A 25,907-nucleotide genomic window follows, 5' to 3' on the forward strand; every position below is an offset into this window, starting at 1 on the left:
TCTTCCCGGGGCGGCTGCGACGGCGCAGCCGCCCCGGACCCCGCCCCGCCGTCCGGGCTGGCATGCTGGCCGCCATGGCCACCACGTACCGCTGCCCGCAGGACGGCACCCGTGCCGACGTCACCTCGCTCACCTGGTGCTGTCCGGTCTGCCGCGGCCCGTGGGACCTGGACTTCGAGAGCGCGGGCCCACTGCGGCCCGGCGAGCTGCCCGGCAGGGTCAACTCCCTGTGGCGTTATGAGGAGGTCCTGCCGCTCTCCTCCCCCACGACCACCCTCGGCGAGGGCCGCACCCCGCTCGTTCCGCTCACCGGCACGGTCTCGGCCAAACTCGACTTCCTGATGCCGACGCTCTCCTTCAAGGACCGCGGCGCGGTGATGCTCGCCGAACTGGCCCGCGGCCTCGCCCCCGAGCGCGTCGTCGCGGACAGCAGCGGCAACGCGGGCACGGCCGTCGCGGCGTACTGCGCCCGGGCCGCACTGCCCTGCACGGTGTACGTCCCCGAGGGCACCTCCCCCAAGAAGACCGAGCAGATCCTGGCCCACGGCGCCCGGCTGGAGGTCGTCCCCGGGGACCGGGAGGCGACGGCGCGGGCCGCGCGCTCCGCCGCCGACGCACCCGGCACCTTCTACGCCTCGCACGTCTTCAACCCGTACTTCCTGCACGGCACGAAGACGTACGTGTACGAGCTCTGGGAGGACCTCGGCGGACGCCTCCCCGACGCCATCGCCGTACCGGTCGGCAACGGCACGCTCCTCCTCGGCGCCGCCCTGGCCACCGCGGAGCTCCTCGCCCAGGGGCTGATCGACACCCGCCCCGCGCTGATCGCCGTCCAGGCGGAGGCCGTCTCCCCGCTGGCCGCGGCCTTCCATGCGGGGGCCGCCGACCTCCTCGACGTCCCGGCCGGGACCACCACCTCCGCCACCCTGGCCGAGGGCATCGCCATCCCGCGCCCGCCGCGCGCCCGGGCGATCCTGGCAGCGGTCCGCGAGTCGGGCGGCACCTTCCTCACCGTGACCGAGGACCGGATCCGCACCGCGCAGCGGGACCTGGCCGCCCGCGGTCTCTACGTCGAGACGACGGGCGTGGCCTGCTGGGCGGCGGTGGGCGGCTGGACGGACCGCAGCGTCGTCGTACCGCTGTGCGGCGCCGGCCTCAAGACGGGCCTCGCCGCCTGAGGGGCCGCGGTCCGCGTGTCAGCCGTTCACCCGCGCGCCGTGCCCCACCGCATCGCCCCCGCTTCCCTACGTTCGTACCGTGAGCCTCTCGCGTACCTCTCTCCTCACGTCCCTCCTCGCCTGCGCCCTGATCGCACCCCTGCCGCCCGCCGCGGCCGCTTCCGGCCCGCCGTCGCGCTCCGCTCCCCCTGTGGCCTGCGGCCGGGACACGGACCCCTCCTGGGCCCTGACGTCCACCGCGTACGGCGAGGCCGCCGGCTACGACCCCTACGTCGGCAACGGATACCTCGGGCACCGCGTACCGGCGGCCGGGGCCGGGTACGCCGAACGCGAGGAGAAGACCGGCTGGCCGCTGTACACGCCGCGCTACGACGGGGCGTTCGTCTCCGGGCTGTTCGGGCGCGAGGAGGACCTGGCGGCCGGCCGCGACGTGGTCGCCGCGCTGCCCAGCTGGACGAACCTCGATGTGCGGGTCGGCGGGGAGACATACGGCGCCTCCACCCCGGCCGAGCGGATCTCCCGGTACCGCCGGACGGTGTTCCTGCGCTGCGGACTGGTGCGTACATCGCTGCGCTGGACCATGGCCGACGGCCGCGCGACCGACCTGACGTACGAGGTGCTGGCCGACCGGTCCGACGTGCACACCGGTGCCGTACGGCTGCGGATGACCCCGCACTGGACGGGCACCGCGACGGTCACCGGCCGGCTCGACCCGCGCGGCGCACGCCGGATCGACCTGGCGGACGACGGAACGTTCCGCACCCGCGGGACGGGGACGGCGGGGGCGATCGTGCAGACGGTGCGCCCGGCCGGTGCGAACGGGCACGCGTCCCGGGTGAGTGCCGGGCGAACGTACACGTTCGAGAAGTACGTGGGGATCGACACCGCGCTCACCTCGCGCGCCCCGCGCACCACCGCGCGTGAGACGTCCCGGCGTGCGGCACGGCGCGGCTGGGCCACCGTCCTTGACGAGAACGCCGCCGCCTGGCGCCGCGACTGGTCGGCCGACGTGTCCGTGCCGGGGGACCCGGACCTCCAGAAGTGGCTGCGCTCCGCGCAGTACGGGCTCCTCGCCTCCACCCGCGCCGGGTCCCGCGACAGCGTCGCACCGGCAGGGCTGACCAGCGACAACTACGCGGGCATGGTCTTCTGGGACGCCGAGACGTGGATGTACCCGGGGCTGCTCGCCACCCGGCCCGAGCTGGCCCGCTCCGTGGTCGAGTACCGCTACCGCACCCGCGACGAGGCACGTACGAACGCCGAGAAGCTCGGGTTCAAGGGCCTGTTCTACCCGTGGACCAGCGCGAGCAGGGGCAATCTCTGGTCCGAGTGCCAGAGCTGGAACCCGCCGCACTGCGTGACCCAGAACCACCTCCAGGGCGATGTGTCGCTGGCCGTCTGGCAGTACTACCTGGCCACCGGCGACCGCGACTGGCTGGCCGGCCACGGCTGGCAGATGCTCCAGGGCATCGCCGACTTCTGGGTCTCGCGCGCCACCGCGAACGACGACGGCAGCTACTCGGTCAAGGAGGTGGCGGGCCCGGACGAGTACAGCAACGGCGTCACGGACGGGGTGTTCACCAACGCCGTCGCGGCCACCGCCCTGCGCAACGCCACCCGCGCGGCGCAGCTCCTCGGGCATCCCGCCCCCGCCGAGTGGACCGAGGTCGCGGACGGCCTGCGCATCCCGTACGACGCGGACCGCAAGCTCTATCTCCAGTACGCGGGGTACGACGGCTCGACGATCAAGCAGGCCGACACGGTGCTCCTCATCCATCCCCTGGAATGGCCGATGGAGGCGGGTGCGGCGGCCGCCACGCTCGACTACTACGCGGCGCGCACGGATCCGGACGGCCCGGCGATGACGGACTCGGTGCACGCGATCGACGCGGCATCGATCGGGGAGCCGGGCTGTGCCACGTACACGTATCTGCAGCGTGCCGTGCGCCCCTTCATGCGCGGCCCGTACGCCCTCTTCAGTGAGGCACGGGGCGCGAAGGCGGGCGCGCAGGACCCGCTGTCCGGTTTCCCCGCCGAGGACTTCCTCACGGGCAAGGGCGGCTTCCTCCAGGTGTTCACCCACGGGCTGACGGGTCTGCGCCTGCGGGAGGACGGGGTGCGGCTGGACCCGATGCTGCCGCCGCAGCTGGGCGAGGGCGTGAGTCTGACGGGCCTGCGCTATCAGGGGCGTACGTACGACATCGCGATCGGCCCCCGGACCACCCAGGTCCGCCTCACCTCGGGCGCCCCCTTCACCCTCCACACGCCGTCCGGCCCGCGCTCCCTGTCCACCACCCTCACCCTCCCCACCCGGCGCCCCGACCTGACCCCGACCACGGACGCGGCCCGCTGCCGCCCGGCTACGGCCACGTCCGAGACGCCCGGCCTGTACGCGGCCGCCGCCGTCGACGGCAGTGCGGCGACGGCCTGGGCCCCCGACGGGGCTGCGGGCTCGCTGACGGTGGACCTGGGGCGTACGGCCCCGGTGACGGGCATCACGCCCGAGTGGACGGACGTGGCTCCCGCCTCGTACCGCCTGGAGACCTCGGCCGACGGCAGGAACTGGCTGCCGTACCGGGCCGGGGCGCCGGCCCGCGAGGTCCGGGTGACGGTCCGTTCGGCGGACGCGGACGAGCCGGCGGGGGTGCGGGAGCTGAGGGTCACGCGGCCTCAGGACGCACGCGGCGGACCTCGGCGGCAGTCATTGCGGAGCCCAGGATTGATCCGTTCACGCCAATATTCAGCACCAGTGTCATCTGATAGCTTGAGCCGAAATCGCAGGCTCGAACGGAGGTACGAGGGGCAGGTCCCGCCGCCGACCCGGTGAAGGACACCCCTCAGATCACGATGCTGCAACTGCACAAGCTGGAGCGCTACAAGGACGATCAAGGTAACGAGATTGTCTATGACGGCGAACTCCTCGAAACCAAGATCGATATCCGGTTCAAGGGGTCGAACAACCGACTCGTCATCAGTCCCCAGGCGGACATCAAGGATCTGCTCGTCACCTTCACGGGAGACAACGGCGAGATCGAGATCGAGCAGACCACGAAGAAGCGCGCAGGCCTCCGCTTCGAACTGCGCTGTGGACACGAGTCCCGGATCCGGATCGGCGAGAACGTGGGCTGCGCCGGCCGCACCTTCATCTCCGCCGTCGAGGGCGTGTCGGTGACGATCGGTGCCGACGTGATGTTCGCCAAGAACATCGAGGTACGCGGTGACGACACCCACCCGATCTTCGACGTGCGTACCGAGAAGCGCGTGAACCCGTCCCAGTCGATCGTCGTGGGCGAGCACGTCTGGATCGCGAAGCACGCGGTCGTGATGGGCGGCGTCACCATCGGCAACGGCTCGGTGATCGGCTTCCGCAGCGTCGTCACGAAGTCGATTCCCAACAACTGCACCGCGGTGGGCTCACCGGCGCGCGTGGTACGGCGGAACATCGCCTGGGAGCGCCCCGAGGTCGTTCATCGCCGCCCGAACGAGCAGTTTCCGCGCAAGGGTGAGAAGTCCCCTCAGTACTGGAACGTCACCGATGACGACGCGGTCCCGGAGAAGCCCGTGATCCGGGCGCAGCCGAAGGCTCGGCGGCGGCTGGTCCACTACCTTCCGGCTCCGGTACGGAAGCTGGCCAGGAAGCTGCGCTCCTCCTGAATCGCCCACGTCCGGCGATGCGGTGACAGAACGCCCATTGCCCCGGGTGCGGACCTTCGTCCGCGCCCGGGGCAATGGGCGTTCTGATGATGTTCACGATTGCGCGTCGGCGGCCCGACGCGGGATCGCTAAAGACCCGGGGCGCTCGACTCCAGATGCGTCACCATGCGGTCCAGCCCGGTCGGCAGACCGACCACCGGGTTCCAGCCGAGTGCGGCAAGCCGCGAGCTGTCCAGACCCTGTTTCTTGGTGAGGCTGTACGCGCGCGCGTCGGACTCGTTGGTGAAGCGGAGCTGCTGTCCACGCTCCGGGCGCACCTCGGTGAACAGCTCAGCCAGCCGCCGGATCGAGACGAGCCCTGACGGGTCCGCGACGTTGTAGGCCATCTGCTCGCCGCGGAGCAGCGCGTAGAACAGCCCCGCGATGGCGTCGGCCACATAGGTGTAGGTCCGCACGCCGGAGCCGTCGCTGTTGAGCACGATGTCCTTGCCGGCCACCACGTTCGCCGCGAAGTCGGCCTGCACCCGGCCGTCGTCGAGCGCCATCCCCGGCCCGTAGACGTGCCCGAACCTGACGACACGGCTGGTGATGCCGTACTGCGCCTGATAGGTCGAGCAGATCGTCTCGGCGGCACGCTTTCCCTCGGCGTAGCAGGCCCGGGGGTTGAGGATGTCGAAGCCGCCGTAGCTCTGCTCGTCGATGAGCTCGGTCTCCGGGGGCTGGGCCCCGTAGACCTCTGCCGAGGACATCAGCACGAATCCGCGGGCGGCCTTCTCCACACAGAGGTCGAGCAGGTTGAAGGTGCCCAGCAGGTTCGCCTTGATCGTGCTGACCGGCTGGCTGCCGTGCAGCGCGGGCCGCGCGGCGCTCGCCCCGTGGATCACGTAGTCGACGGGACCCGGCAGTTCGAGCGGAGCCGACACGTCCTGGACCACGAGGTGGAAGTCCGGGCGGTCGAGCACGTCCGCGAGCAGTCGTCTGGCCTTCTCCTCGTTCCGCACCAGACCGTGCACGGTGATACCCGCGCCGTGCCGGTCGTTCAGTGCGAGCAGGGTGTAGACGACGTACGACGGCAGCATGCCGCTCGCGCCGGTGACCAGCACGGTGCGGCCGGAAAGCTCGCTCCACGGCAGGTCACGGTCGAGGATCTCGTCGAGGTCGTGCGCCACGACCGGGCTGGAGACGGTGGTCACTGGAATCACGTACCTACGATCTGCTGGTTCTCAAGGATCTCGAAGAACGTCCGGCAGAGGTAGAAGTCCTCGGCCGTCGTGATCTTGATGTTCGAGCGGGGGCCGACCACTCGGTAGATCTTGCGCCCGTAGCGGTGCATGAGGGAGCACGAGTCGATGGTGTCGTGCTCGTCCTCCGCGACCGCCTGGTTGTACAGCGAGAGGATCTCGCCGAGCCGGAAGCTCTGCGGGGCCTGCGCGGCGTAGATGTGGTCACGCGGGATCACGTCGTCGATGTGCTCGTGCTCACTCGACACCACGGTCTCGTTGAACTTGGTGCAGGTGATGGCCGAGCCGTGCTCACGGACCGTCTCGATGTTGGCGCTGATCAACTTCGCGTCGATCAGGGGCCGCACACCGTCGTGGATCAGCACGACGGTGTCGTCGGGGCAGTCGGCGGAGACCGTCTCGAGCGCCTTGTGCCGCGACTCCTGGCCGGTCTTGCCGCCGTCGATGATCCACTTGACCTTCTGGATCTCGTACCGCTTCAGCAGCTTCTCCATGTACTCGCGGTACTCGGCGAGTATCGCGATGGCGATGCCGTCTATCTCGGGGTGCGCCTCGAAGTGCTCGAGGGTGTGGATGATGATCGGCTTGCCGTTGACCTCCAGGAACTGCTTGGGGAGGGCGCGGGAGTTCATCCTTGAGCCGATACCACCGGCGAAAAGCAACGCAACGTTCATGACTTATTCCTCTGACTGATCACTGAGCGGCTGGTCGCCCACCGTGGTGTCGTCCGGGACGGGTTCGAGCCATCCGGGCCGACCGCCGGTTTCATTGCCACCGTGCTCTCCGACCACCAGCCAGTCGATGACACGGTCCGCCGAGTTGGTGTCGACGTAGTCGAAGTTCTCCCGACGGAACTCCTCGACCTTCGAGAGGTCGAAGTCCTCGTCCTGCAGGGCCTTCAGCAGCTCGTCGAAGGTCACACAGATCTTGCCGGGGGCAACGGTGTCGTAGTCGCGGTGGAATCCGCGGATCACCGAATACGTGTCCTTGTCGTACGCGTAGAACAGGATCGGCTTGTCGAGCAGCGTGTACTCGTAGATGACCGACGAGTAGTCGGTGACGAGCACGTCGGTGACGTGCAGCAGGTCGTTGGTGTCGGGGAAGGACGCGAAGTCCATCAGCCGGTCCGCGTACTCGGCGGGGATCGGCGGGGCCTCCGCGATGAAGTGGTGCATCCGGAAGAGCACGACGTACTTGTCACCGCAGACCTCGTGGAGCTTCCCGAAGTCGATGCGGTCGTAGTCGTAGTGCGCGTCGCCGATGCTCTTCCCGCGGAAGGTCGGCGCGAACAGCACGATCTTCTTGCCCTTGAGCTGCGGGTTCGAGGCGAAGAAGTCGTCGGAGACCTTCTGGGACCGCTCCTTGTCGAGGAACGTGTCGATGCGGGGCAGGCCGGTCGGGACGACCGCCGACTCCTCGATGCCGAACGCCTCGGCGTACACCGGCACAAGGTGCTTGGACCCGGTGATGACGTGGGTGTACTTGCGGTGGGCGTTGGACAGCTTCGGCGAACCGTACTTACCGAACCGGCTGTAGCCGACCGCCTTGAACCCGCTTCCGGCGTGCCAGAGCTGGATGATCTTGGTGTCGGGCGAGATTTTCAGGTTCGCGAGAAGCCCGAAGTAGTCGTCCATCAGCACGGTGTCCGACGTCGCGAGCAGGTAGATGAGCCGCAGCGTGCTCCACTTGTTCGCCGTGGAGGGGACACGGAACGAGTGACGGAAGGTGTACTTCTCGTCGAGGCCCCGCTCGATCATCCGGTCATGGACGCGCGCGAGGTTTCCGCCGAGTCCGGTACGCATCTCGGAGGCGAACAAAATGCGATTGCCGCGCGGCGGATTCAGACGGCGCGCGGCAGCGTAGAACTGGTTGGCGATCTTGCGGCGTCGAGCCCGCGGCATCACCTTCAGTGATATTCGCTTGCGGAGCGGCTTCTTCACCGGGCTCTTGGCCGCGCCCGCGCTGCGGAACAGCTGGTACGTCCGCATAAGGAACTCGGGGCTCTCGTCGTCGTCCGAAATGCCGAACGCGATTACATAGACGGAGCGGTTCCGGTCATAGAGGAAGGTGCGGGAATCGACGTCCAGTCGATCCGCTTCCTTGAGGTCGAAGCCGGCGGCGGGAAGTCGCTCATCACCGATCACCGGGACGATCCGCCACGTGCCGTTGGGCACCTGACGTCGGTTCTCGAAGTTGGTGACGTTGATCTCCAGGCGGTGCTTCCCGGCGTCGATTTGCCGAGAGTTCACCGGGAATTCGCGCCCGTTGTCAACAATCAGGAACCGGAGAGCACTAGCATCCCCAGTGAACTCCGAGACTGCGACATCGAGAGTAAGGTGCACACGCTCCCAGGAAATCGCCGCTATTGAGCAATCCGCCATCGTCGTCCTTCCATTCGTTAACCGTCGCGCCTTCTATGGGGCCTGTGCGACGGCTACGAGCGCGCCAGAGCCAGTGAGGCGGCTAAGGGAGCATAGCCTACCGAGTCACGCCAGCCCCAAGTCCGAGACGAGGCCCCCCTTGTCCGGCGGGAGCACCTGACTCCGCGCGGCAATATCCAAATCACGCGCCGCCGGTCCGGCCGCAGCGATTGACCAGGATAAGCCCCGTTTGCCTGACTGCGGACAACTGCGGACTCCGCTGGACGACACCTCCGCGATTTCACACCGTAGCGATCCGAATACTCTTCGCAGCGGTGTGGTGTTGCCTTTATCTCGTGTCCGGCTATGAAGTACACCGGCACGACGGGCCGGACCGGTTCGCCGATCCGAGCACGCTTCCCGCGGTCGCTTCCCGAGCCAGGAGATGCAGTCCGCCCGGCTGCCCCGGTCCACGAGGACAAGCCTCACGCGCGCCCGCAGCAGGCCCCGCGCCATCCAAGTCGGTCAGCTCGCACTCCTGCCCGCCGACGCTGCCCGGGTGTTTCCGCACGGCTTGAGTGGTCGCCGTGCGTTCGCGGGCGAACGGCGCCCCCGCCCGGCTCGAACACGCCGTTCGTCCTCGACCGGCCCCGGTCGGCCGGGCTGCCTGCCGAGGACCCCTTCCCCCTGGGCCGGGCGGCCACGGCGCGCCGCCCGGCGTGCGCGCCGGCTGTGGAGGATCCGCGATCGGCATGACGTCACGTCCGCGGGATGGCCAGGTCTTTCAGCCCCTTGACGACAAGGGCGCCCATGTATAGCGGACACGCACGCCCCGGTCACGGAGCCAGGCGGCCTCGCGGTGCCGGAGCTCGCGCGCGGACTCCGGGGCGATGGCGCTGGGCCAGCGGACGAGTACCGCGGTGACGTGACCCGTCTGCACCAGCTGTCTCACCCGCCGCCACCCTCTGCGCTGGGCCGGGTCGGGCTCACCGTACGTATCGGTCACGACCTCGGCGATCGTCAGTCCGCGCTCCTGGGCGAACGCACGGCCTTCCGTCTGCGCGCGCTGCGTGGCTTCCCCGGGCACCCCCCGGGCCCGGTCGGCGCATACGTACAGCACGACGGGAGAGGCGGCCTCATCGCGGGCGGCCATGGACGCCTGCTGCCCATGGGGTGAGGAGAAGGCGGGTGGAGCGGACGTTCCGCCGCGCGGAGGGGACGCGGCCGCGCCGTGCGGTCGCTGCGGCGGGACGGAGGAACCGGCCCGGTGCGCGGACGACCGGTCCTGGCCCCCGCCCTGCCTGTCGCTGCCGGTTCCGACGCCGCGGCCGGCGTCTCCCGGTTCCCACGGCGTCAAGGGTGGGCCGCCAACTCTGCCCAGACGACCTTGCCTTCGCCCCTCGTCGAGCGTGCACAGCCCCAGCTGTCCGCGATCTGCTCGACCAGGAGGAGCCCACGGCCGCTCTCCTCGTCGGGGCCGGCGTGGTGGCCGGGCGGGCGGACCGGGGTGCTGCCCTCGTCATGGAGTTCGATGCGCAGGCGCCTCCCGTCGCCGGTCAGCGTGAGGCCGCACAGGACGTGACCGCTGCCGGTGTGGAGTACGGCGTTCGTGGTCAGCTCGGAGACCAGCAGCACCGCGTCGCAGCAGGTGTCGCCGGGCACCTCCCAAGCACGCAGCCGGTCGCGCACCGTGTCGCGGGCCGATCTCGCGCTGGTACGCAGGGCGGGCAGGCCGAACCAGTACTCCCGGCGCGGCACGGTCCCGGCTAAGGCGGCGGGCGAGGCCGGGGCTGAGTGCGTGGACAGAGTCACGGATGTCGCCTTCCAGCGCCTTTCGGGGGCGGGGCGCGGTGGGGGGATGCGGGACTGCAACTCGAGCGGTGAGGGGCGTACGCCGAGGCAGGCACCCGGGGGCCGGGGGTCGACGACGGCATCGACAACACGCGCCCCCTCCGGCCCGGATCCCGTGTCCTTGCTGTGACTTGACCGCTCACACCACCACTATGCGCGTGATACGGCTCACGCTGCAACCGACTCCCTGATAATTTCAGCAACGCGGGTATCACCCTGGCGTCAACATCAAATGGCTGAAAGGATGGCATTGTTGACGGTCACTCAGGAGGTTGGGCGTGAGCGAAGCCCGTTCCGGCACCAGCGCGCCGACAGTCCTGCGCATGATCCTCGGCCGTCGGCTGCAGGAAATGCGCCTGGGCGCCGGTGCCTCGCTGGAGGACGCGGCGAAAGCACTGCGCGTGACGACCCTGACGATCCGCAGGCTGGAGAAGGCCGAGGTCGCGCTGAAGCCTCTCTACGCGGAGAAGCTCCTGGAGACCTTCGGCGCGGACCGCCAGGAGATCGGCGAGTTCGTCGACCTGGCCGAGCAGGCCAACAAGCCCGGCTGGTGGCACTCCTACCGCGATGCCGTCCCCAGCTGGTTCACCGCCTACGTCAGCCTGGAGACCGGAGCCAAGACCCTCCGCACTTACGAACCCCAGTACGTCACCGGCCTTCTCCAGACCCCCGAGTACGCGCGCGCCGTACTGCGTGGGGGGCTGCCGAACGGCAGCGAGGAGGAGCTCGCACGCCGCGTGGAGCTGCGGCTGCGCCGCCAGAGGCTGCTGGAGCGGGAGGACGCGCCCACGTTGTGGGTGGTCATGGAAGAAGCCGTCCTGCACCGGGTGGTGGGCGGCCCTCGCGTGATGCGAGAGCAGGTCGAGCGGCTCCTGGACGTCGCCGAGCTCGCGCACGTGAGCCTCGACATCGTGCCCTTCACCGCGGGCGCTCATGTCGGAGCGTGTGCCCCGTTCACATACTTCCGGTTCGAGGAACCCGAGCTTCCCGACATCGTCTACAGCGAACTCCTGTCCGCCTCCGTCTACCTGGACCAGCGCGCGGACGTCGTCTCCCATCTGGAGGCGCATACCCGCATGGCGCTGCTGACGTCGTCCGAGGAGAGCAAGGCGCTCTTGAACCGCATGCGCAAGGAGTACTCATGACGATCACCGACGAGGGCGTCTACAACGGCATGCCGGCCAGCAGTCTCGGGGAACAGGGCTGGGAGCGTCCCTGGAGCGGGCCGAACGGCGGTCAGTGCGTCGAGGCGAAACAGCTCGCCGACGGCCGCGTGGCCGTACGGCAGTCCACCGACCCTGCCGGGCCGGCGCTGATCTACACGCCGCAGGAGATCGCCGCGTTCGTCCGCGGGGTCAAAGAGGGCCTCGCCGATCACTTGGCCGCCGGGTGAACCGACGGCCGGCAGAAGGGACGCGGGCACCGGTCCCGTCCCTGGCCTGCGGGCCGACAGACACACTCATGAAGGGGAGCACATGACCGCCAGGCAGGCCGGCCAGGATCTCGACACGAGCAAGGCGCACTCCGCCCGGATGTACGACTACTTCCTCGGCGGCAAGGACCACTTCGAGATAGACAAGAAGGCGGCCCTGGTCGCCGCCCAGGCCCACCCCGGCATCTACGTGACCGCGCGCGAGAACCGGGCGTTCATGCACCGGGCCACCCGCGTCCTGGCGCAGGAGCACGGCATCCGCCAGTGGCTCGACATCGGCACGGGCATCCCGACCGAGCCCAACCTGCACCAGGTGGCCCAGTCCGTCACGCTCGACGCCCGCGTCGTGTACGCGGACAACGACCCGCTCGTCCTCAAGTACGCCGAACGCCTCATGCGCAGCACGACACAGGGCCGCACGGCCTACGTCCAGGCCGACGCCACCGACGCCGATGCGCTGATGAGCGCCGTGGAGGAGTCGGGGGTCCTGGACTTCAACCAGCCCATCGCCCTCTCCCTCAACGCGCTCATGCACTTCATCACCGACCCTCACGACCCGTACGCCATCGTCCGCCGGCTGCTCGACCCGCTTCCGGCGGGCAGCGCCCTCGCCATGACCCACTGCACGCCCGACTTCGACCCCGTCACCTGGAACAAGGTCGCGGAGATCTACACGAAGTCCGGCTCCCCGGTGCAGTTCCGTTCGCACAGCGACGTCCGCCGCTTCTTCGACGGACTCGACCTGGTCGGCCCCGGCATCTGCTGCTGCCACCGCTGGCGGTCCGACGAAGCCGGCACGGACGGCGAGGAGATCACGGACGCGCAGATCAGTCTGCTGGCGGGCGTGGGCATCAAGCGCTGAGTGCGGGCCCGCAAGGTCCGGTGGATCAGCGCGCGGCGTCGGCTGCGGTGCATCGCAGGGCGGAGAGGTGCCGCCATACGGGATACATGCGGGCATTTCGCGCAGGCCGAGCTTCGGAAGATCCCGCGCGAGGTGGCGCTGCGCATCCTGACCAAGCTGACCGAACTGGAAAGCGATCCGCTCGGCTTCAACACCACCGCACTCGTGTCCCAGCCAGATCGCCGGCGCCTACGGGTTGGCGACCACCGCGTCGACTACACGATCGACAACGGGGAACTGGTGGTCCGGGTCGTTCAGGTGGGGCACCGGTCCACCGATTACGACTCCTGACCACCGCTGACCACACGTCAGAATATTCGGCACCCATCCAGTACGGGAACGACGAAGGGGTCGGGCTCGGCAGAGGCCGACCCCTTCTGACGTGTGCGTTTGACTCAACGCCCAACAGGCAGCAATCGCACGGCTACACGTTGAAGCGGAACTCCACCACGTCCCCGTCCTGCATGACGTAGTCCTTGCCCTCCATGCGCGCCTTGCCCTTGGCGCGGGCCTCGGCGACCGAGCCCGTCTCGACGAGGTCGTCGAAGGAGATGATCTCCGCCTTGATGAAGCCCTTCTGGAAGTCGGTGTGGATCACACCGGCCGCCTCGGGGGCCGTGGCGCCCTTCTTGATCGTCCAGGCGCGGGTTTCCTTCGGGCCTGCCGTGAGGTAGGTCTGCAGGCCCAGGGTGTCGAAGCCGACGCGGCCGAGGGTGGCGAGGCCGGGCTCCTCCTGGCCCATCGACTGGAGGAGTTCCAGGGCCTCGTCGTCGTCGAGCTCGATGAGCTCGGACTCGATCTTGGCGTTCAGGAAGATGGCCTCGGCGGGGGCGACCAGGGCGCGCTGCTCGTTCTTGAAGTCCTCGTCGACCAGCTCGTCCTCGTCGACGTTGAAGACGTAGAGGAAGGGCTTGGTGGTCAGGAGGTGCAGCTCGTGGAGCAGGCGGCCCTTCTCGGTGCCGGCCGTGATGCCCGCGTGGAAGAGGGTGTCGCCGGCTTCCAGGATCTTCTGGGCCTCCTCGACCGCGGCCAGGACGGCCACCTTCTCCTTCTGGAGGCGGGCCTCCTTCGTGAGGCGGGGGACGGCCTTCTCGACGGACTGGAGGTCGGCGAGGATCAGCTCGGTGTTGATCGTCTCGATGTCGTCCTTGGGCGAGACCTTGCCGTCCACGTGGACGACGTTCTCGTCCTTGAAGGCACGGATGACCTGGCAGATCGCGTCCGACTCACGGATGTTCGCCAGGAACTTGTTGCCCAGTCCCTCACCCTCGCTCGCGCCGCGCACGATGCCTGCGATGTCGACGAAGTCGACCGTCGCCGGGAGCAGCTTCTGCGAGCCGAAGATCTCGGCGAGCGTGTTCAGCCGCGGGTCGGGGACACCGACGACGCCGACGTTCGGCTCGATCGTGGCGAACGGGTAGTTGGCCGCCAGCACGTCGTTCTTGGTCAGGGCGTTGAAAAGGGTCGACTTGCCGACATTCGGCAGACCGACGATTCCGATCGTGAGCGACACGGTGGCGACTTCCCTAGGGGGTGGACGGGCTCGAATGGACATCGGGCCCGGGTGGGCCGATTCTCCAGTTTACGGGCGGGGGCGAGCGGGCGGTCACGGGTCGGGCGGCAGTGGGGCCGGCTCCGGGGTACGGGGGTGTCCGAGCGGGGGACCGGGACGGAATCGGGGGCGGAATCGGTTCCCGTTGGGCCGTGTGGCATCGAACTCATCGCTAACGTCGGCCAAAGCGCGTGTCCCGCACCCGCTTCCGGCCGCCCGGCGACCTACGTTGTCCCGGTGGAGCAGCACAGGACACGTCCCCCGCAGCGCAGGCAGACCCGGCAGGCCCCGCTGTCCCCGCTCGGGACCAAGGGAGCCGAGGGGGCCGGCGACGAAGGCGCGCCCGTCCATCGGGTGATGAGCACGCCGGCCGGCCGGGGCCGCCCGGTCGCGCCTGCCGTGCTGGCCCTGCGGCGGCTGCCCAATCCCCGGCTGACCGGTATCGGCGCCGGGCTCTTCGCCGCCGCCGTCATGTTCGTCATCGGCTGTGCGGACTGGCTGCTGTTCGACGGCTCGTCCGCCGTCTTCGGTGTGCTGTTCCTGCCGGTCAGCGCGCTGGCCGCGCTCTGGGTGCGACCCGCCGACCTGGTGACCGCGCCGATCAGCGTGCCGATCGCGTTCGCCGTCGGCATCATCCCGATCTCGGGCGGCACGGGCGGCTTCGGCGGACAGACCATGGCCGTCGTCACCGCCCTCGCCGTCCATGCCGGCTGGCTGTACGGCGGCACGCTCGTCGCCGGGCTCATCGCGACCGTACGGAAGGTCCGGTTGATGCGGGCCCGGCAGCGGCGGATGCTGCTGGCCGCGCAGACCGCGCGGCCTGCCGGACAGCCGTCACCGGCGGCCCGGCCCGCAGGACGGACCCCGCGGCGGCCCTCCCGGCGCTGAGACGCCTCGGCTCAGCGGTGTGCCGCTGCCATCGCCGCGCCCACGATTCCGGCGTTGTTCTGCAGTTCCGCAGGCACCATCTCGGCCCGGACGTGTTCGATGAGCGGCAGGAACTTCTCGGCCTTGCGGCTGACTCCGCCGCCGATGATGAACAGCTCGGGCGAGAACAGCATCTCCACATGGGCGAGGTACTTCTGCACCCGGTGCGCCCAGTGGTGCCAGCTGAGGTCCTCGTCCTCCTTGGCCTTCGTGGAGGCGTGCTTCTCCGCGTCGTGGCCGTGCAGCTCCAGATGGCCGAGCTCGGTGTTGGGCACGAGCCGGCCGTCGATGAAGAGGGCGCTGCCGATCCCCGTACCGAGCGTCAGCATGATGACCGTGCCCTTGCGGCCCCGGCCCGCGCCGAAGGTCATCTCGGCGATACCGGCCGCGTCCGCGTCGTTCAGGATCGTGACGGGGAGGCCCAGCCTGTCGCCGAGCAGGGTGCGGGCGTCCAGGTCGATCCAGCCCTTGTCGACATTGGCCGCGGTGCGGGTGAGACCGTCGGTGACGACGCCCGGGAAGGTGATGCCCACCGGCCCCTTCCAGTCGAAGTGGCCGACCACCTCGGCCACGCACCCGGCCACGTCCTCAGGCGTGGCCGGGTGCGGGGTGAGTACTTTGTGGCGCTCCTGCGCCAGGTCCCCGCGATCCAGGTCCACGGGAGCACCCTTGATCCCGGATCCGCCGATGTCCACGCCGAAGATCTCCATGTGATCCACGGTACGGGTACCCGGCCCCGCTCACTTCCCGGAACGGGAAACCGACCGGGGGCCGGGCGACGCCAGGTGCTACTGCGCCGTCAGTGCCGCCGCCTCCGCGCGCAGGTCGCGGCGGAGCTCCTTGGGCAGCGAGAACACGATGGACTCCTCGGCCGCCTTCACGATCTCCACGTCCTCGAAGCCCCGCTCGGACAGCCAGGCCAGGACGCCGTCGACCAGCACCTCGGGCACGGACGCGCCGGAAGTGACCCCGACCGTGGAGACACCCTCCAGCCAGGCCTCGTCGATCTCGTCGGCCGCGTCGACGAGGTGGGAGTCGCCCGCACCCGCGCCGAGCGCGACCTCGACCAGACGGACCGAGTTCGAGGAGTTCTTCGAGCCGACGACGATCACCAGGTCGGCGTCCGCCCCCATCTGCTTCACCGCGATCTGGCGGTTCTGCGTGGCGTAGCAGATGTCGTCGCTGGGCGGCGAGATCAGGAGCGGGAACTTCTCCTTCAGCGCGCCGACGGTCTCCATCGTCTCGTCGACCGAGAGGGTGGTCTGGGAGAGCCATACGACCCTGGAGGGGTCACGCACCTCGACGTTCGCGACGTCCTCGGGGCCATCGACCAGGGTGATGTGGTCGGGGGCCTCGCCGGAGGTGCCGATGACCTCTTCGTGGCCCTCGTGGCCGATCAGGAGGATGTCGAAGTCCTCCTGCGCGAAGCGGACGGCCTCCTTGTGGACCTTGGTGACGAGGGGGCAGGTCGCATCGATCGTGGCGAGCTTCCGCTCGGCCGCCTCCTCGTGCACGGTGGGCGCGACGCCGTGCGCGGAGAACATGACGATCGAGCCCTCGGGGACCTCCGCCGTCTCCTCGACGAAGATGGCGCCCTTCTTCTCCAGCGTCTGTACGACGTACTTGTTGTGGACGATCTCGTGGCGCACGTAGACCGGGGAGCCGTACTGCTCAAGGGCCTTCTCCACGGCGATCACGGCACGGTCCACGCCCGCGCAGTAGCCACGGGGAGCGGCGAGCAGGACGCGGCGGGGTGTCGTAGCAGTCATGCGTCCCATCGTAACGGCGCCGTCGCGACGGCGTGGGAGGCCGTAAGGCCGTACCGAACAGGCGCGGGGGCGGCTGGGTCGGGAGACTGATCATCACGCCACCAATGACGCGACCGACGGAGGACTCATGGCCGGCAGCGGCAGCGATTCCGGCAGCGGCAGGCATGCCGGCAGCACGACTGACCGGGCGGGGCTGCGGCGGACGCTCGGCTTCCGGGATCTGGTGGTCTACGGGCTGCTCTTCATCGCCCCGATGGCCCCTGTCGGCGTCTTCGGCACCCTGGACGCGAAGGCCGACGGTGCCGTGGCGCTGGTGTACATCGCCGCGACCGTCGTGATGGCGTTCACCGCGTTCAGTTACGCCCAGATGGTGCGGGTAGCCCCCCTGGCGGGTTCGGTCTTCGCCTACGCGCGCAAGGGGCTCGGCGAGGGGCCGGGGTTCATCGCCGGGTGGATGGCGATGCTCGACTACCTGCTGATCCCCGCGGTCGCCTATCTCTTCTCCGGGATCGCGATGAACTCGCTGGTGCCGGAGGTGTCGCGCTGGGTGTGGACGGCGCTGGCGGTGGTCCTCACGACGCTGCTCAACCTCTGGGGGGTGCGGGCGGCGGCGCGGGTCGGTTTCGCGGTGCTCGCGATGGAGATCGTGGTGCTGCTGGTCTTCGCGGTGTCCGCGGTGGTGGTGCTCGTGCGGGACGGGGCGCAGCGCGGCTGGCTGACGCCGCTCACCGGGGACTCCGGGTTCTCGGCGACGGCGGTGCTGGGCGCGGTGTCCGTGGCGGTGCTCTCGTATCTGGGCTTCGACGCGATCGCCTCGTTCGCGGAGGAGGTGACGGGCGGTTCGGCGAAGGTGGCGCGGGCGGTGCTGTTCTGCCTGGTGCTGGCGGGGGTGCTGTTCGTGGCGCAGGCGTATCTGGCCGCGTTGCTGGAGCCGATGTCGTCGGCGGATCTGGCCGCCGATCCGGTGGCGCAGGGCTCGGCCTTCTACGACACGGTGGACTCCGCGGTGGGGTCCTGGCTGCACGATCTGGTGGCGGTCAGCAAGGCGATCGGAGCGGCGTTCGCGGCGCTGGCCGGGCAGGCGGCCGCGGGACGGCTGCTGTTCGCGATGGCCCGTGAGCGCCGGCTGCCCACGCTGTTGTCCAAGGTCGATCCGAGCTCGGGGGTGCCGCGGATCGCGATCCTGATCGCGGCGGTCGTGACGCTGGTGGCGGCGGTGTGGGCGGCCCGGCGTGACGACGGTCTGGATCATCTGGTGTCGGTGGTGGACATCGGCGCGCTGACCGCGTTCGTCCTGCTGCACGCGTCGGTGGTCGGCTGGTTCGCGGTGCGGCGGATGGAGGGGCCGCCGAGTTGGTGGCGGCACGTCCTGATCCCGGTGGTGGGTGCCGGGGTGCTGATCGCGGTGATCGTGGAGGCGACGTCGAGCGCTCAGGTGGTGGGGGCGTGCTGGCTGGCGGTGGGGCTGGTGGTGCTCCTGGCACAGCGCGGGCGCCGGGTGGGGTGAGGGGCCGGGGGGCCCGCGCGGGCGGTCCGTCCCGGGGACGGGCCGGTTGTCGGTGCCGGCGGATACGCTCGCCCGCATGGCTCTCCAAACTTCCCCGGAAGCTCCGCTGCCCGTCGGTGACGTGTCACGGCTCATCGGCGGCTGGATCGACCGGCTCGGCGCGGTCTGGGTCGAGGGGCAGATCACACAGCTGTCGCGGCGGCCGGGTGCCGGAGTGGTGTTCCTGACGCTGCGCGATCCGTCGCACGACATCTCGGTGAGCGTGACCTGCTTCCGGCAGGCCTTCGACCGGATCGCGGACGTGGTGACGGAGGGGGCGCGGGTCGTGGTGCTCGCGAAGCCCGAGTGGTACGCGCCCCGTGGCCAGCTCTCGCTGCGGGCCACGGAGATCCGGCCGGTCGGCATCGGTGAGCTGCTGGTCCGGTTGGAGCAGCTCAAGAAGTCCCTGGCCTCGGAGGGCCTCTTCGCTCTCGACCGCAAGAAGCCGCTGCCGTTCCTGCCCCAGCTGATCGGGCTGGTCTGCGGGCGCGCGTCGGCGGCCGAGCGCGATGTGCTGGAGAACGCACGCCGCCGGTGGCCAGCGGTCCGGTTCGAGGTCCGCAACACCGCCGTGCAGGGGGTGCACGCGGTGAATCAGGTGGTCCGCGCGGTCAAGGAGCTCGACGCCGTCGACGAGGTGGACGTGATCGTCGTGGCGCGCGGCGGCGGCAGCGTGGAGGACCTGCTGCCGTTCTCGGACGAGGAGCTGATCCGTACGGTCGCCGCCTGCCGCACCCCGGTCGTCTCGGCGATCGGGCACGAGCCGGACTCCCCCCTGCTCGACCTCGTCGCCGATGTGCGGGCCTCCACACCCACGGACGCGGCGAAGAAGGTCGTACCCGATGTGGGCGAGGAGCTGGACCGGGTGCAGCAGTTGCGGGACCGGGCGCTGCGGACGGTACGGGGGCTGCTCGACCGGGAGGAGCGTGGCCTGGCGCACGCGCTGGGGCGGCCCTCCATGGAGCACCCGCAGCGGATGGTGGACGAGCGCGCCTCGGAGGTCGACGCGCTGATCGGGCGCGGCCGCCGGGTGCTGGGGCACCTGCTGGACCGTGCGGACTCGGAGCTCGCGCACACCCGCGCCCGGGTGCTCGCGCTGTCGCCCGCGGCAACGCTGGAGCGCGGCTACGCAGTGCTCCAGCGGGCCGACGGACACGTGGTCCGCGACCCGGCCGACGCGGGCTCCCCGGGGGAGGCGCTGCGGGCACGCGTCTCGGGGGGCGAGTTCGTGGTGCGGGTCGCCGAGTGAGGCAGCACATCGCGGGGCCGGTGGACGGGCCCCGGAAGACCGGCCGGGGCCGGGAGTGACGGACATGCCGACGCATAGGGTGGATCACATGACGGACGACGGTACGACGACGGCTTCGGCCACGGGCACGCTCGGTTATGAGCAGGCGCGCGACGAGCTGATCGAGGTGGTGCGCCGGCTGGAGGCGGGTGGGACCTCGCTGGAGGACTCCCTTGCGCTGTGGGAGCGTGGCGAGGAGCTGGCGAAGGTGTGCCGGCGCTGGCTGGAGGGAGCGCGCGCCCGTCTCGACGCGGCGCTGGCGGCGCCTGCCTCCCCCGCGCAGGACCCCGGGGACGCGGCTGCCGACGCGGGCTGAGCAGGCCGTACGCACAGACGGTCGGACCAGCACAAGACACCCGCGTTGTGGAGTGAGTCACTCCTTCCCCGTTTTAGTTGAAAGTTAACCTACCTCTCCCGTACGGTGACCGGTGTTGCTTGATCCCCCGTGTTCGTCCGGAAGGTAATACGCAAGATGTCCCTCGTTCTTGACCCCGCCGCCCAGGACCTCCTCTTCCGTGAGGCCCGCACCGCCAACACCTTCACCGACGAGCCGGTGACCGACGAGCAGGTCCAGGCGATCTACGACCTGGTCAAGTACGGCCCGACCGCGTTCAACCAGTCGCCGCTGCGCGTCGTCCTGGTCCGTTCGGACGAGGCTCGCGCCCGCCTGGTCCCGCACATGGCCGAGGGCAACCAGCCCAAGACCTCGACCGCCCCGCTGGTCGCGATCCTGGCCACCGACAACGAGTTCCACGAGGAGCTCCCGGCCCTGCTGCCGCACTTCCCGCAGGCCAAGGACGCGTTCTTCTCCGAGCGCCCGGTCCGCGAGTCCGCCGCCGCGCTGAACGGCGCCCTGCAGGCCGCCTACTTCATCATCGGCGTCCGCGCCGCCGGCCTGGCCGCCGGCCCGATGACCGGCTACGACGCCGCGGGCATCGAGAAGGAGTTCCTCGACGGCGACCACAACGTGCTGATGGTCGTCAACATCGGCAAGCCGGGCGAGGACGCCTGGTTCCCGCGTCTGCCGCGCCTGGCGTTCGACGAGGTCGTCAAGACCGTCTGAGCCCACCGCCCCCAGGGGCGCATGGACATGAGGAAGGCCCCGGAGCGCATGCTCCGGGGCCTTCCTCATGTCCGGCGCGCGAGCGCGTCCGCCGGTCAGGACGTCTTGAGCGACGCCGCCATCTCCGCCAGCCGCTCCGTCGACGCGGACCCGGTGACGACCGTGGTCGCACCCTTGTCCTGGCGTACGAGGGCGTCGTACTTCGGGCCCTCCCAGTGCTGCCAGGTCTGCCCCGCCACCCGCTGCGTACGCCCGGTGTCCTTCGCCTTCTGGCTGACCTCGGTGACGTACTTCTTCGCGGGGGACGTGGACTGCTCCACCGCGACGTACTTGCCGTCGGGGTCCAGGAAGCCCAGGTGCCAGCTGTCGCCCGCCGCGCGGTCGTAACCGACCGAGGTGGGCTTCCAGCCCTGCACCAGTCCGCTCGGGGCGGCCACCGGGTACGGGGCCGCTCGCCGCGCGGTCAGGAGCTCGACCCGGTAGTCGACCGCCTTGACGGGATCGGCCTTGTCGTCGTGCGGGATGAAGATGTAGACGACGCCCGCCATGGCGGCGATCACCGCCAACGACAGGATCATGTCCCGCACTGTCTGCTTGCCTCGCTTGCTTGCCACGCGTCCATCGTCGCATCAGCCCCTGAGGAACCGGATCGCGGGACCGGGTCGAGGGGCGGAGCATGGTCGGAACGAGGGTCCGCTCCGAAGACGGGAGCAGGCACGGCCGCTCATTCGTGACCCGGTCTGCTCATTTTATCGGCCTGACGATAGAGTCACATCACCCTCATCCGGTCGTCGTCGTACAGAAAGGTGCGCTCCGATGTCCGAGCATCATCTGCCGTCCCAGCTGGAGGTCTCCCCGGAGGCCCCCGACCGCAACCTCGCCATGGAGCTCGTCCGGGTCACCGAGGCCGCCGCCATGGCCGCCGGGCGCTGGGTCGGCCGCGGGGACAAGATCGGCGCCGACGGCGCCGCCGTGAAGGCCATGCGCACCCTCGTCTCCACCGTGTCGATGAACGGCGTCGTCGTCATCGGTGAGGGCGAGAAGGACGAAGCGCCCATGCTGTTCAACGGCGAGCGCGTCGGCGACGGGACGGGTCCCGAGGTCGACATCGCCGTCGACCCGATCGACGGCACCACCCTGAACGCCAAGGGCATGCCGAACGCGATCGCCGTGCTGGCCGCGGCGGACCGGGGCGCGATGTTCGACCCGTCGGCCGTCTTCTACATGGACAAGCTGGTCACCGGCCCCGAGGCCGCCGACTTCGTCGACATCAACGCCCCCGTCTCGGTGAACATCCGCCGGGTCGCGAAGGCGAAGAACTCCACGCCCGAGGACGTCACCGTCGTCATCCTCGACCGCCCCCGCCACGAGGGCATCGTCAAGGAGATCCGGGAGACCGGCGCCCGGATCAAGTTCATCTCCGACGGCGACGTCGCCGGCTCGATCATGGCCGCCCGCGAGGGCACCGGCGTCGACCTGCTCATGGGGATCGGCGGCACGCCCGAAGGCATCATCTCGGCCTGCGCCATAAAGTGCCTCGGCGGTGTCATCCAGGGAAAGCTCTGGCCGAAGGACGATGCCGAACGGCAGCGCGCCCTGGACGCCGGGCACGACCTGGACCGGGTCCTGTCCACGGACGACCTGGTCAGCGGCGACAACGTGTTCTTCGTCGCGACCGGCATCACGGACGGCGAGCTGATGCGCGGGGTGCGCTACCGCGCGGAGACGGCGACCACCGAGTCGATCGTCATGCGTTCCAAGTCGGGCACCATCCGCAAGATCGACTCCACCCACCGGCTGTCGAAGCTGCGTGCCTACAGCGCGATCGACTTCGACCGCGCGAAGTGATGTAAGGGCTGTCCCGGGAATTGCGGGACAGCGCTCGGGCACGCCCATGCGAAGAGGCGCCCCCCATGTGCGGTGGGGGCGCCTCTTCGCGCAGTCGGGTACGGTCCCGGGCCGGCGTCAGCCGGCCGCGGCGATGCGGCCGGTCGCGCCGGATGCCTTGAGCTCCGCATCGCGCCGCCTGCGGCGGGCGAGCGCCACCCGGCGCTCGGCAGCCGTGAGGCCGCCCCACACGCCGTACGGCTCCGGTTGCACCAGGGCGTGTTCCCGGCATTCGATCATTACGGGGCAGCGCGCGCAGACCCGCTTCGCGGACTCCTCACGCGACAGTCGGGCAGCAGTCGGCTCCTTCGACGGGGCGAAGAACAGCCCGGCTTCATCCCGGCGGCACACCGCCTCCGAGTGCCAGGGGCCTGCCTGGTCCTCCCGAGCGGGGGTCCGCTGGGGAGGGATGGCGGCGACCTGCAGGGGCTGATGCGGCAGTTGCAGCACGGTCCACTCCTGACGACGACTTCGCGAGCAAGAGGCGATGCAGCACTCCCTACCCGCTGTGCGCACGCCTATGCACTGAGTGGCACTCAGTTCCGGACCACGGAATTGCGGTCGAGCTGATTTCCGCCTGAATCCGCGCGTCCCGCGCCTGATTCCGCGCCCCCGCACGCCATTCCGCCCCCGGACACACCACTGCGCGCCATCGCGCCGTCGCGCCGTCGTCAGTGGCCGAGATGTTTACGCAGCCGGTCCTGCAGATCCGTAATGAACTTGCCGCGCTTGGGCTTGGCCTCGACGCTGCCGAACACCGAATAGCCGTTGACGGCGACCACAGGGGCCTCGGGATCCGCCGATTCCAGGGTGGCGACTTCGAAACTTCCGAATACTCCCGTCCCGCTACCGCGCAGCGAGATGTTCTCGGGGACCCTGATGTCCACGCTCCCGAAGATGGAGGTCGCGTTGATCACGGTGAGCCGCTGGCCGAAAAGCGCCTCGGTCAGATCGATTTCCACGCTGCCGAACAGCGCGAACGCGTTCGTGCGCCCGCCGACCCGCCAGCGTCCCTTGCGACTGGCACTGCTGAAGATCGCCACCAGGTTGTCGGCGGGGCCCGTCGGCACCTCGGGGGTGCGGTCGTACGAGGCGCCTGCGGCCCTGGGGGTACCGCCCGGGGTGGGCAGGTCCCGTACCAGCGGTTCGAGTTCACCCATGGTCTTGGCGCGGTAGACGGCGTCGACCCGCTCGGCATGCTCGTCGGCGGTCAGCCGGCCCTCGGCCATCGCCTCCCGCAGGATGTCCGCGATCCGGTCACGGTCCGCGTCCGAGGCGCGGATGACAACGGGTTCCGCCGGCGCGGTGGGCTGCTGGGGGTGCTTTTCGAGGTCCACCGGCCCAGCGTACCCAAACGCGATAGATCGCGACCAGGGCTCAACGCACCTGTATCGCGACCGCCTCCGGGTCCGGCCGGGTGAGCCCTACCTCACAGGCTCACCGCCCCCGCGGGGTCCTACCCTGGTGGGTGCGCTGCCCAAGGGAGGTCAGCCGCTGTCTGCCGAGTGAGGAATGGCCGTAATGCCAGAGTTTGCGTACTCCGATCTGCTCCCCCTGGGAGAGGACACCACGCCGTACCGCCTGGTCACCGCCGAGGGTGTGTCCACCTTCGAGGCCGACGGACGTACGTTCCTCAAGGTCGAGCCGGAGGCGCTGCGCACCCTGGCCGCCGAGGCGATGCACGACATCTCGCACTATCTGCGGCCCGCGCACCTGGCGCAGCTGCGGCGGATCGTGGACGACCCCGAAGCGTCGTCCAACGACAAGTTCGTCGCGCTCGACCTGCTGAAGAACGCGAACATCGCCGCTGCGGGCGTGCTGCCGATGTGCCAGGACACCGGCACCGCGATCGTCATGGGCAAGCGCGGACAGAACGTGCTGACGGCGGGCGGTGACGAGGAGGCCCTGTCGCACGGCATCTTCGACGCGTACACCAAGCTCAACCTGCGCTACTCGCAGATGGCCCCGCTGAACATGTGGGACGAGAAGAACACCGGCTCGAACCTCCCGGCCCAGATCGAGCTGTACGCGACCGACGGCGGGGCGTACAAGTTCCTCTTCATGGCCAAGGGCGGCGGCTCGGCCAACAAGTCGTTCCTCTTCCAGGAGACCAAGGCGGTCCTCAACGAGACCTCCATGATGAAGTTCCTGGAGGAGAAGATCCGTTCGCTGGGGACCGCGGCCTGCCCGCCGTACCACCTGGCGATCGTCGTCGGCGGCACGTCGGCCGAGTTCGCGCTGAAGACCGCGAAGTACGCCTCCGCGCACTACCTGGACGAGCTGCCCGCCGAGGGCTCCCCGACCGGTCACGGTTTCCGCGACAAGGAGCTGGAGGAGAAGGTCTTCGAGCTGACGCAGAAGATCGGCATCGGGGCGCAGTTCGGCGGCAAGTACTTCTGCCACGACGTGCGTGTGGTCCGGCTGCCCCGGCACGGCGCCTCGCTGCCCGTCGCCATCGCCGTGTCCTGCTCCGCCGACCGCCAGGCGACCGCGAAGATCACCGCCGAGGGCGTCTTCCTGGAGCAGTTGGAGAAGGACCCGGCGCGCTTCCTCCCCGACACGACCGACGAGCACCTGGACGAGTCCGGTGACGTCGTGAAGATCGACCTCAACCGGCCGATGGACGACGTCCTCGCCGAGCTGACGAAGTACCCGGTCAAGACCCGGCTCTCGCTGACCGGACCGCTGGTCGTGGCGCGCGACATCGCGCACGCCAAGATCAAGGAGCGGCTGGACGCGGGCGAGGAGATGCCGCAGTACCTGAAGGACCACCCCGTGTACTACGCGGGACCGGCCAAGACGCCCGAGGGTTATGCCTCCGGTTCCTTCGGCCCGACGACGGCCGGCCGGATGGACAGCTACGTCGCCCAGTTCCAGGCGGCGGGCGGCTCCAAGGTGATGCTGGCGAAGGGGAACCGGTCCAAGCAGGTCACCGACGCGTGCGACGCGCACGGCGGTTTCTACCTCGGTTCGATCGGTGGCCCGGCGGCCCGCCTCGCGCAGGACTGCATCAAGAAGGTCGAGGTCGTCGAGTACGAGGAACTCGGCATGGAGGCCGTCTGGAAGATCGAGGTCGAGGACTTCCCGGCGTTCGTTGTCGTCGACGACAAGGGAAACGACTTCTTCACGGAGCCCGCCCCCGCCCCGACGTTCACCAGCATCCCGGTGCGCGGTCCCGGCCTCGGCTGACCGGCACCCGCACGCACGGGGGGGCGTTCCGGCCGCGGCGGCCGGTGCGCCCCTCAGCCGTCCCGGCTC

At 69.7% G+C, this 25,907-nt stretch carries 25 protein-coding genes; 14 read left to right on the forward strand and 11 right to left on the reverse strand.

Going from position 1 to position 25,907, the window contains the following annotated elements; translation table 11 throughout:
• Nucleotides 1-74: 74 nt before the first annotated feature.
• The 3 genes from OG538_RS12500 (at nucleotide 75) to OG538_RS12510 (ending at nucleotide 4,832) form a co-directional block, all read left to right on the forward strand.
• The gene (locus tag OG538_RS12500; RefSeq protein ID WP_406093020.1) at nucleotides 75-1,178 is read left to right on the forward strand and encodes a pyridoxal-phosphate dependent enzyme; all 1,104 of its coding nucleotides are present in this window, start codon (nucleotides 75-77) and stop codon (nucleotides 1,176-1,178) included.
• A 79-nt stretch (nucleotides 1,179-1,257) separates the two neighbouring features.
• On the forward strand, nucleotides 1,258-4,005 hold the full coding sequence (locus OG538_RS12505; RefSeq protein WP_406093022.1) for a discoidin domain-containing protein: 2,748 nt from the start codon (nucleotides 1,258-1,260) through the stop codon (nucleotides 4,003-4,005).
• Complete coding sequence (locus tag OG538_RS12510; protein WP_406093024.1) at nucleotides 4,002-4,832, forward strand: acyltransferase; 831 nt, start codon at nucleotides 4,002-4,004, stop codon at nucleotides 4,830-4,832. The genes OG538_RS12505 and OG538_RS12510 overlap by 4 nt, the downstream gene beginning before the upstream one ends.
• A 128-nt stretch (nucleotides 4,833-4,960) precedes the next feature.
• Here the strand turns inward: OG538_RS12510 and OG538_RS12515 are convergent, their stop codons facing one another.
• From OG538_RS12515 to OG538_RS12535, 5 genes are all read right to left on the reverse strand, one after another.
• Entirely contained in the window at nucleotides 4,961-6,034 is a 1,074-nt protein-coding gene (locus OG538_RS12515) for an NAD-dependent epimerase/dehydratase family protein (RefSeq protein WP_406093026.1), read from the reverse strand.
• Nucleotides 6,031-6,747 (reverse strand): 2-C-methyl-D-erythritol 4-phosphate cytidylyltransferase, encoded by a 717-nt coding sequence (locus OG538_RS12520; RefSeq protein ID WP_406093028.1) that lies wholly within the window; start codon nucleotides 6,745-6,747, stop codon nucleotides 6,031-6,033. The genes OG538_RS12515 and OG538_RS12520 overlap by 4 nt, the downstream gene beginning before the upstream one ends.
• A gap of 3 nt (nucleotides 6,748-6,750) precedes the next feature.
• A complete protein-coding gene (locus tag OG538_RS12525) occupies nucleotides 6,751-8,322 on the reverse strand; it encodes a CDP-glycerol glycerophosphotransferase family protein (RefSeq protein WP_406093030.1) in 1,572 nt (523 codons plus the stop codon).
• Between the two features lie 895 nt (nucleotides 8,323-9,217).
• On the reverse strand, nucleotides 9,218-9,586 hold the full coding sequence (locus tag OG538_RS12530; RefSeq protein WP_406093032.1) for a hypothetical protein: 369 nt from the start codon (nucleotides 9,584-9,586) through the stop codon (nucleotides 9,218-9,220).
• 200 nt (nucleotides 9,587-9,786) lie between these two features.
• Nucleotides 9,787-10,245 carry an ATP-binding protein gene (locus OG538_RS12535; protein WP_406093034.1) on the reverse strand — a complete coding sequence of 153 codons (459 nt, stop codon included), beginning with the start codon at nucleotides 10,243-10,245 and terminating at the stop codon, nucleotides 9,787-9,789.
• Between the two features lie 317 nt (nucleotides 10,246-10,562).
• Here OG538_RS12535 and OG538_RS12540 point away from each other — a divergent pair, with 317 nt between their 5' ends.
• From OG538_RS12540 to OG538_RS12555, 4 genes are all read left to right on the forward strand, one after another.
• Nucleotides 10,563-11,429, forward strand: coding sequence for a helix-turn-helix transcriptional regulator (locus tag OG538_RS12540; RefSeq protein ID WP_406093036.1), 867 nt, complete (start codon nucleotides 10,563-10,565; stop codon nucleotides 11,427-11,429).
• Nucleotides 11,426-11,677, forward strand: coding sequence for a DUF397 domain-containing protein (locus tag OG538_RS12545; protein ID WP_406093038.1), 252 nt, complete (start codon nucleotides 11,426-11,428; stop codon nucleotides 11,675-11,677). The genes OG538_RS12540 and OG538_RS12545 overlap by 4 nt, the downstream gene beginning before the upstream one ends.
• 82 nt (nucleotides 11,678-11,759) lie before the next feature.
• A complete protein-coding gene (locus tag OG538_RS12550) occupies nucleotides 11,760-12,578 on the forward strand; it encodes an SAM-dependent methyltransferase (RefSeq protein ID WP_406093040.1) in 819 nt (272 codons plus the stop codon).
• A gap of 75 nt (nucleotides 12,579-12,653) precedes the next feature.
• Nucleotides 12,654-12,908, forward strand: coding sequence for a type II toxin-antitoxin system RelE/ParE family toxin (locus tag OG538_RS12555; RefSeq protein WP_406100099.1), 255 nt, complete (start codon nucleotides 12,654-12,656; stop codon nucleotides 12,906-12,908).
• Between the two features lie 133 nt (nucleotides 12,909-13,041).
• Here OG538_RS12555 and ychF read toward each other — a convergent pair whose 3' ends face one another.
• The gene (gene ychF / locus OG538_RS12560) at nucleotides 13,042-14,130 is read right to left on the reverse strand and encodes a redox-regulated ATPase YchF (RefSeq protein ID WP_356321754.1); all 1,089 of its coding nucleotides are present in this window, start codon (nucleotides 14,128-14,130) and stop codon (nucleotides 13,042-13,044) included.
• A 396-nt stretch (nucleotides 14,131-14,526) separates the two neighbouring features.
• Between ychF and OG538_RS12565 the strand changes: the two genes are divergently transcribed.
• Nucleotides 14,527-15,057 (forward strand): DUF6542 domain-containing protein, encoded by a 531-nt coding sequence (locus OG538_RS12565; protein WP_406100100.1) that lies wholly within the window; start codon nucleotides 14,527-14,529, stop codon nucleotides 15,055-15,057.
• An 11-nt stretch (nucleotides 15,058-15,068) separates the two neighbouring features.
• Here OG538_RS12565 and ppgK read toward each other — a convergent pair whose 3' ends face one another.
• Nucleotides 15,069-15,806, reverse strand: a complete 738-nt coding sequence (gene ppgK / locus OG538_RS12570) for a polyphosphate--glucose phosphotransferase (RefSeq protein ID WP_406093042.1) — start codon at nucleotides 15,804-15,806, stop codon at nucleotides 15,069-15,071.
• 78 nt (nucleotides 15,807-15,884) lie between these two features.
• On the reverse strand, nucleotides 15,885-16,874 hold the full coding sequence (locus OG538_RS12575) for a 4-hydroxy-3-methylbut-2-enyl diphosphate reductase (protein ID WP_406093044.1): 990 nt from the start codon (nucleotides 16,872-16,874) through the stop codon (nucleotides 15,885-15,887).
• 118 nt (nucleotides 16,875-16,992) lie between these two features.
• On the opposite strand from OG538_RS12575, the gene OG538_RS12580 reads away from it, so the two are divergent.
• From OG538_RS12580 to OG538_RS12595, 4 genes are all read left to right on the forward strand, one after another.
• Nucleotides 16,993-18,372: an APC family permease gene (locus tag OG538_RS12580; protein WP_406093046.1), complete on the forward strand. Its 1,380-nt coding sequence runs from the start codon at nucleotides 16,993-16,995 to the stop codon at nucleotides 18,370-18,372.
• 76 nt (nucleotides 18,373-18,448) lie between these two features.
• Nucleotides 18,449-19,660 (forward strand): exodeoxyribonuclease VII large subunit, encoded by a 1,212-nt coding sequence (xseA, locus tag OG538_RS12585; RefSeq protein WP_406093048.1) that lies wholly within the window; start codon nucleotides 18,449-18,451, stop codon nucleotides 19,658-19,660.
• A gap of 88 nt (nucleotides 19,661-19,748) precedes the next feature.
• Entirely contained in the window at nucleotides 19,749-20,015 is a 267-nt protein-coding gene (locus tag OG538_RS12590; protein WP_406093050.1) for an exodeoxyribonuclease VII small subunit, read from the forward strand.
• 156 nt (nucleotides 20,016-20,171) lie between these two features.
• Nucleotides 20,172-20,762, forward strand: a complete 591-nt coding sequence (locus OG538_RS12595; RefSeq protein WP_352121900.1) for a malonic semialdehyde reductase — start codon at nucleotides 20,172-20,174, stop codon at nucleotides 20,760-20,762.
• Nucleotides 20,763-20,857: 95 nt separating this feature from the next.
• Here OG538_RS12595 and OG538_RS12600 read toward each other — a convergent pair whose 3' ends face one another.
• The gene (locus OG538_RS12600) at nucleotides 20,858-21,376 is read right to left on the reverse strand and encodes a DUF4245 domain-containing protein (RefSeq protein WP_406093052.1); all 519 of its coding nucleotides are present in this window, start codon (nucleotides 21,374-21,376) and stop codon (nucleotides 20,858-20,860) included.
• A 202-nt stretch (nucleotides 21,377-21,578) separates the two neighbouring features.
• Between OG538_RS12600 and glpX the strand changes: the two genes are divergently transcribed.
• Nucleotides 21,579-22,610 carry a class II fructose-bisphosphatase gene (gene glpX, locus OG538_RS12605; protein ID WP_406093054.1) on the forward strand — a complete coding sequence of 344 codons (1,032 nt, stop codon included), beginning with the start codon at nucleotides 21,579-21,581 and terminating at the stop codon, nucleotides 22,608-22,610.
• A gap of 117 nt (nucleotides 22,611-22,727) precedes the next feature.
• Here the strand turns inward: glpX and OG538_RS12610 are convergent, their stop codons facing one another.
• Nucleotides 22,728-23,099, reverse strand: a complete 372-nt coding sequence (locus OG538_RS12610; RefSeq protein WP_406093056.1) for a WhiB family transcriptional regulator — start codon at nucleotides 23,097-23,099, stop codon at nucleotides 22,728-22,730.
• Nucleotides 23,100-23,320: 221 nt separating this feature from the next.
• Nucleotides 23,321-23,986, reverse strand: coding sequence for a DUF1707 domain-containing protein (locus tag OG538_RS12615; RefSeq protein WP_406093058.1), 666 nt, complete (start codon nucleotides 23,984-23,986; stop codon nucleotides 23,321-23,323).
• A gap of 175 nt (nucleotides 23,987-24,161) precedes the next feature.
• On the opposite strand from OG538_RS12615, the gene OG538_RS12620 reads away from it, so the two are divergent.
• Complete coding sequence (locus OG538_RS12620; RefSeq protein ID WP_406093060.1) at nucleotides 24,162-25,838, forward strand: fumarate hydratase; 1,677 nt, start codon at nucleotides 24,162-24,164, stop codon at nucleotides 25,836-25,838.
• The last annotated feature ends 69 nt before the right edge of the window (nucleotides 25,839-25,907 follow it).

The organism is Streptomyces sp. NBC_01013 (assembly GCF_045162765.1).
In the GTDB taxonomy this organism is placed as follows: Bacteria; Actinomycetota; Actinomycetes; order Streptomycetales; family Streptomycetaceae; genus Streptomyces.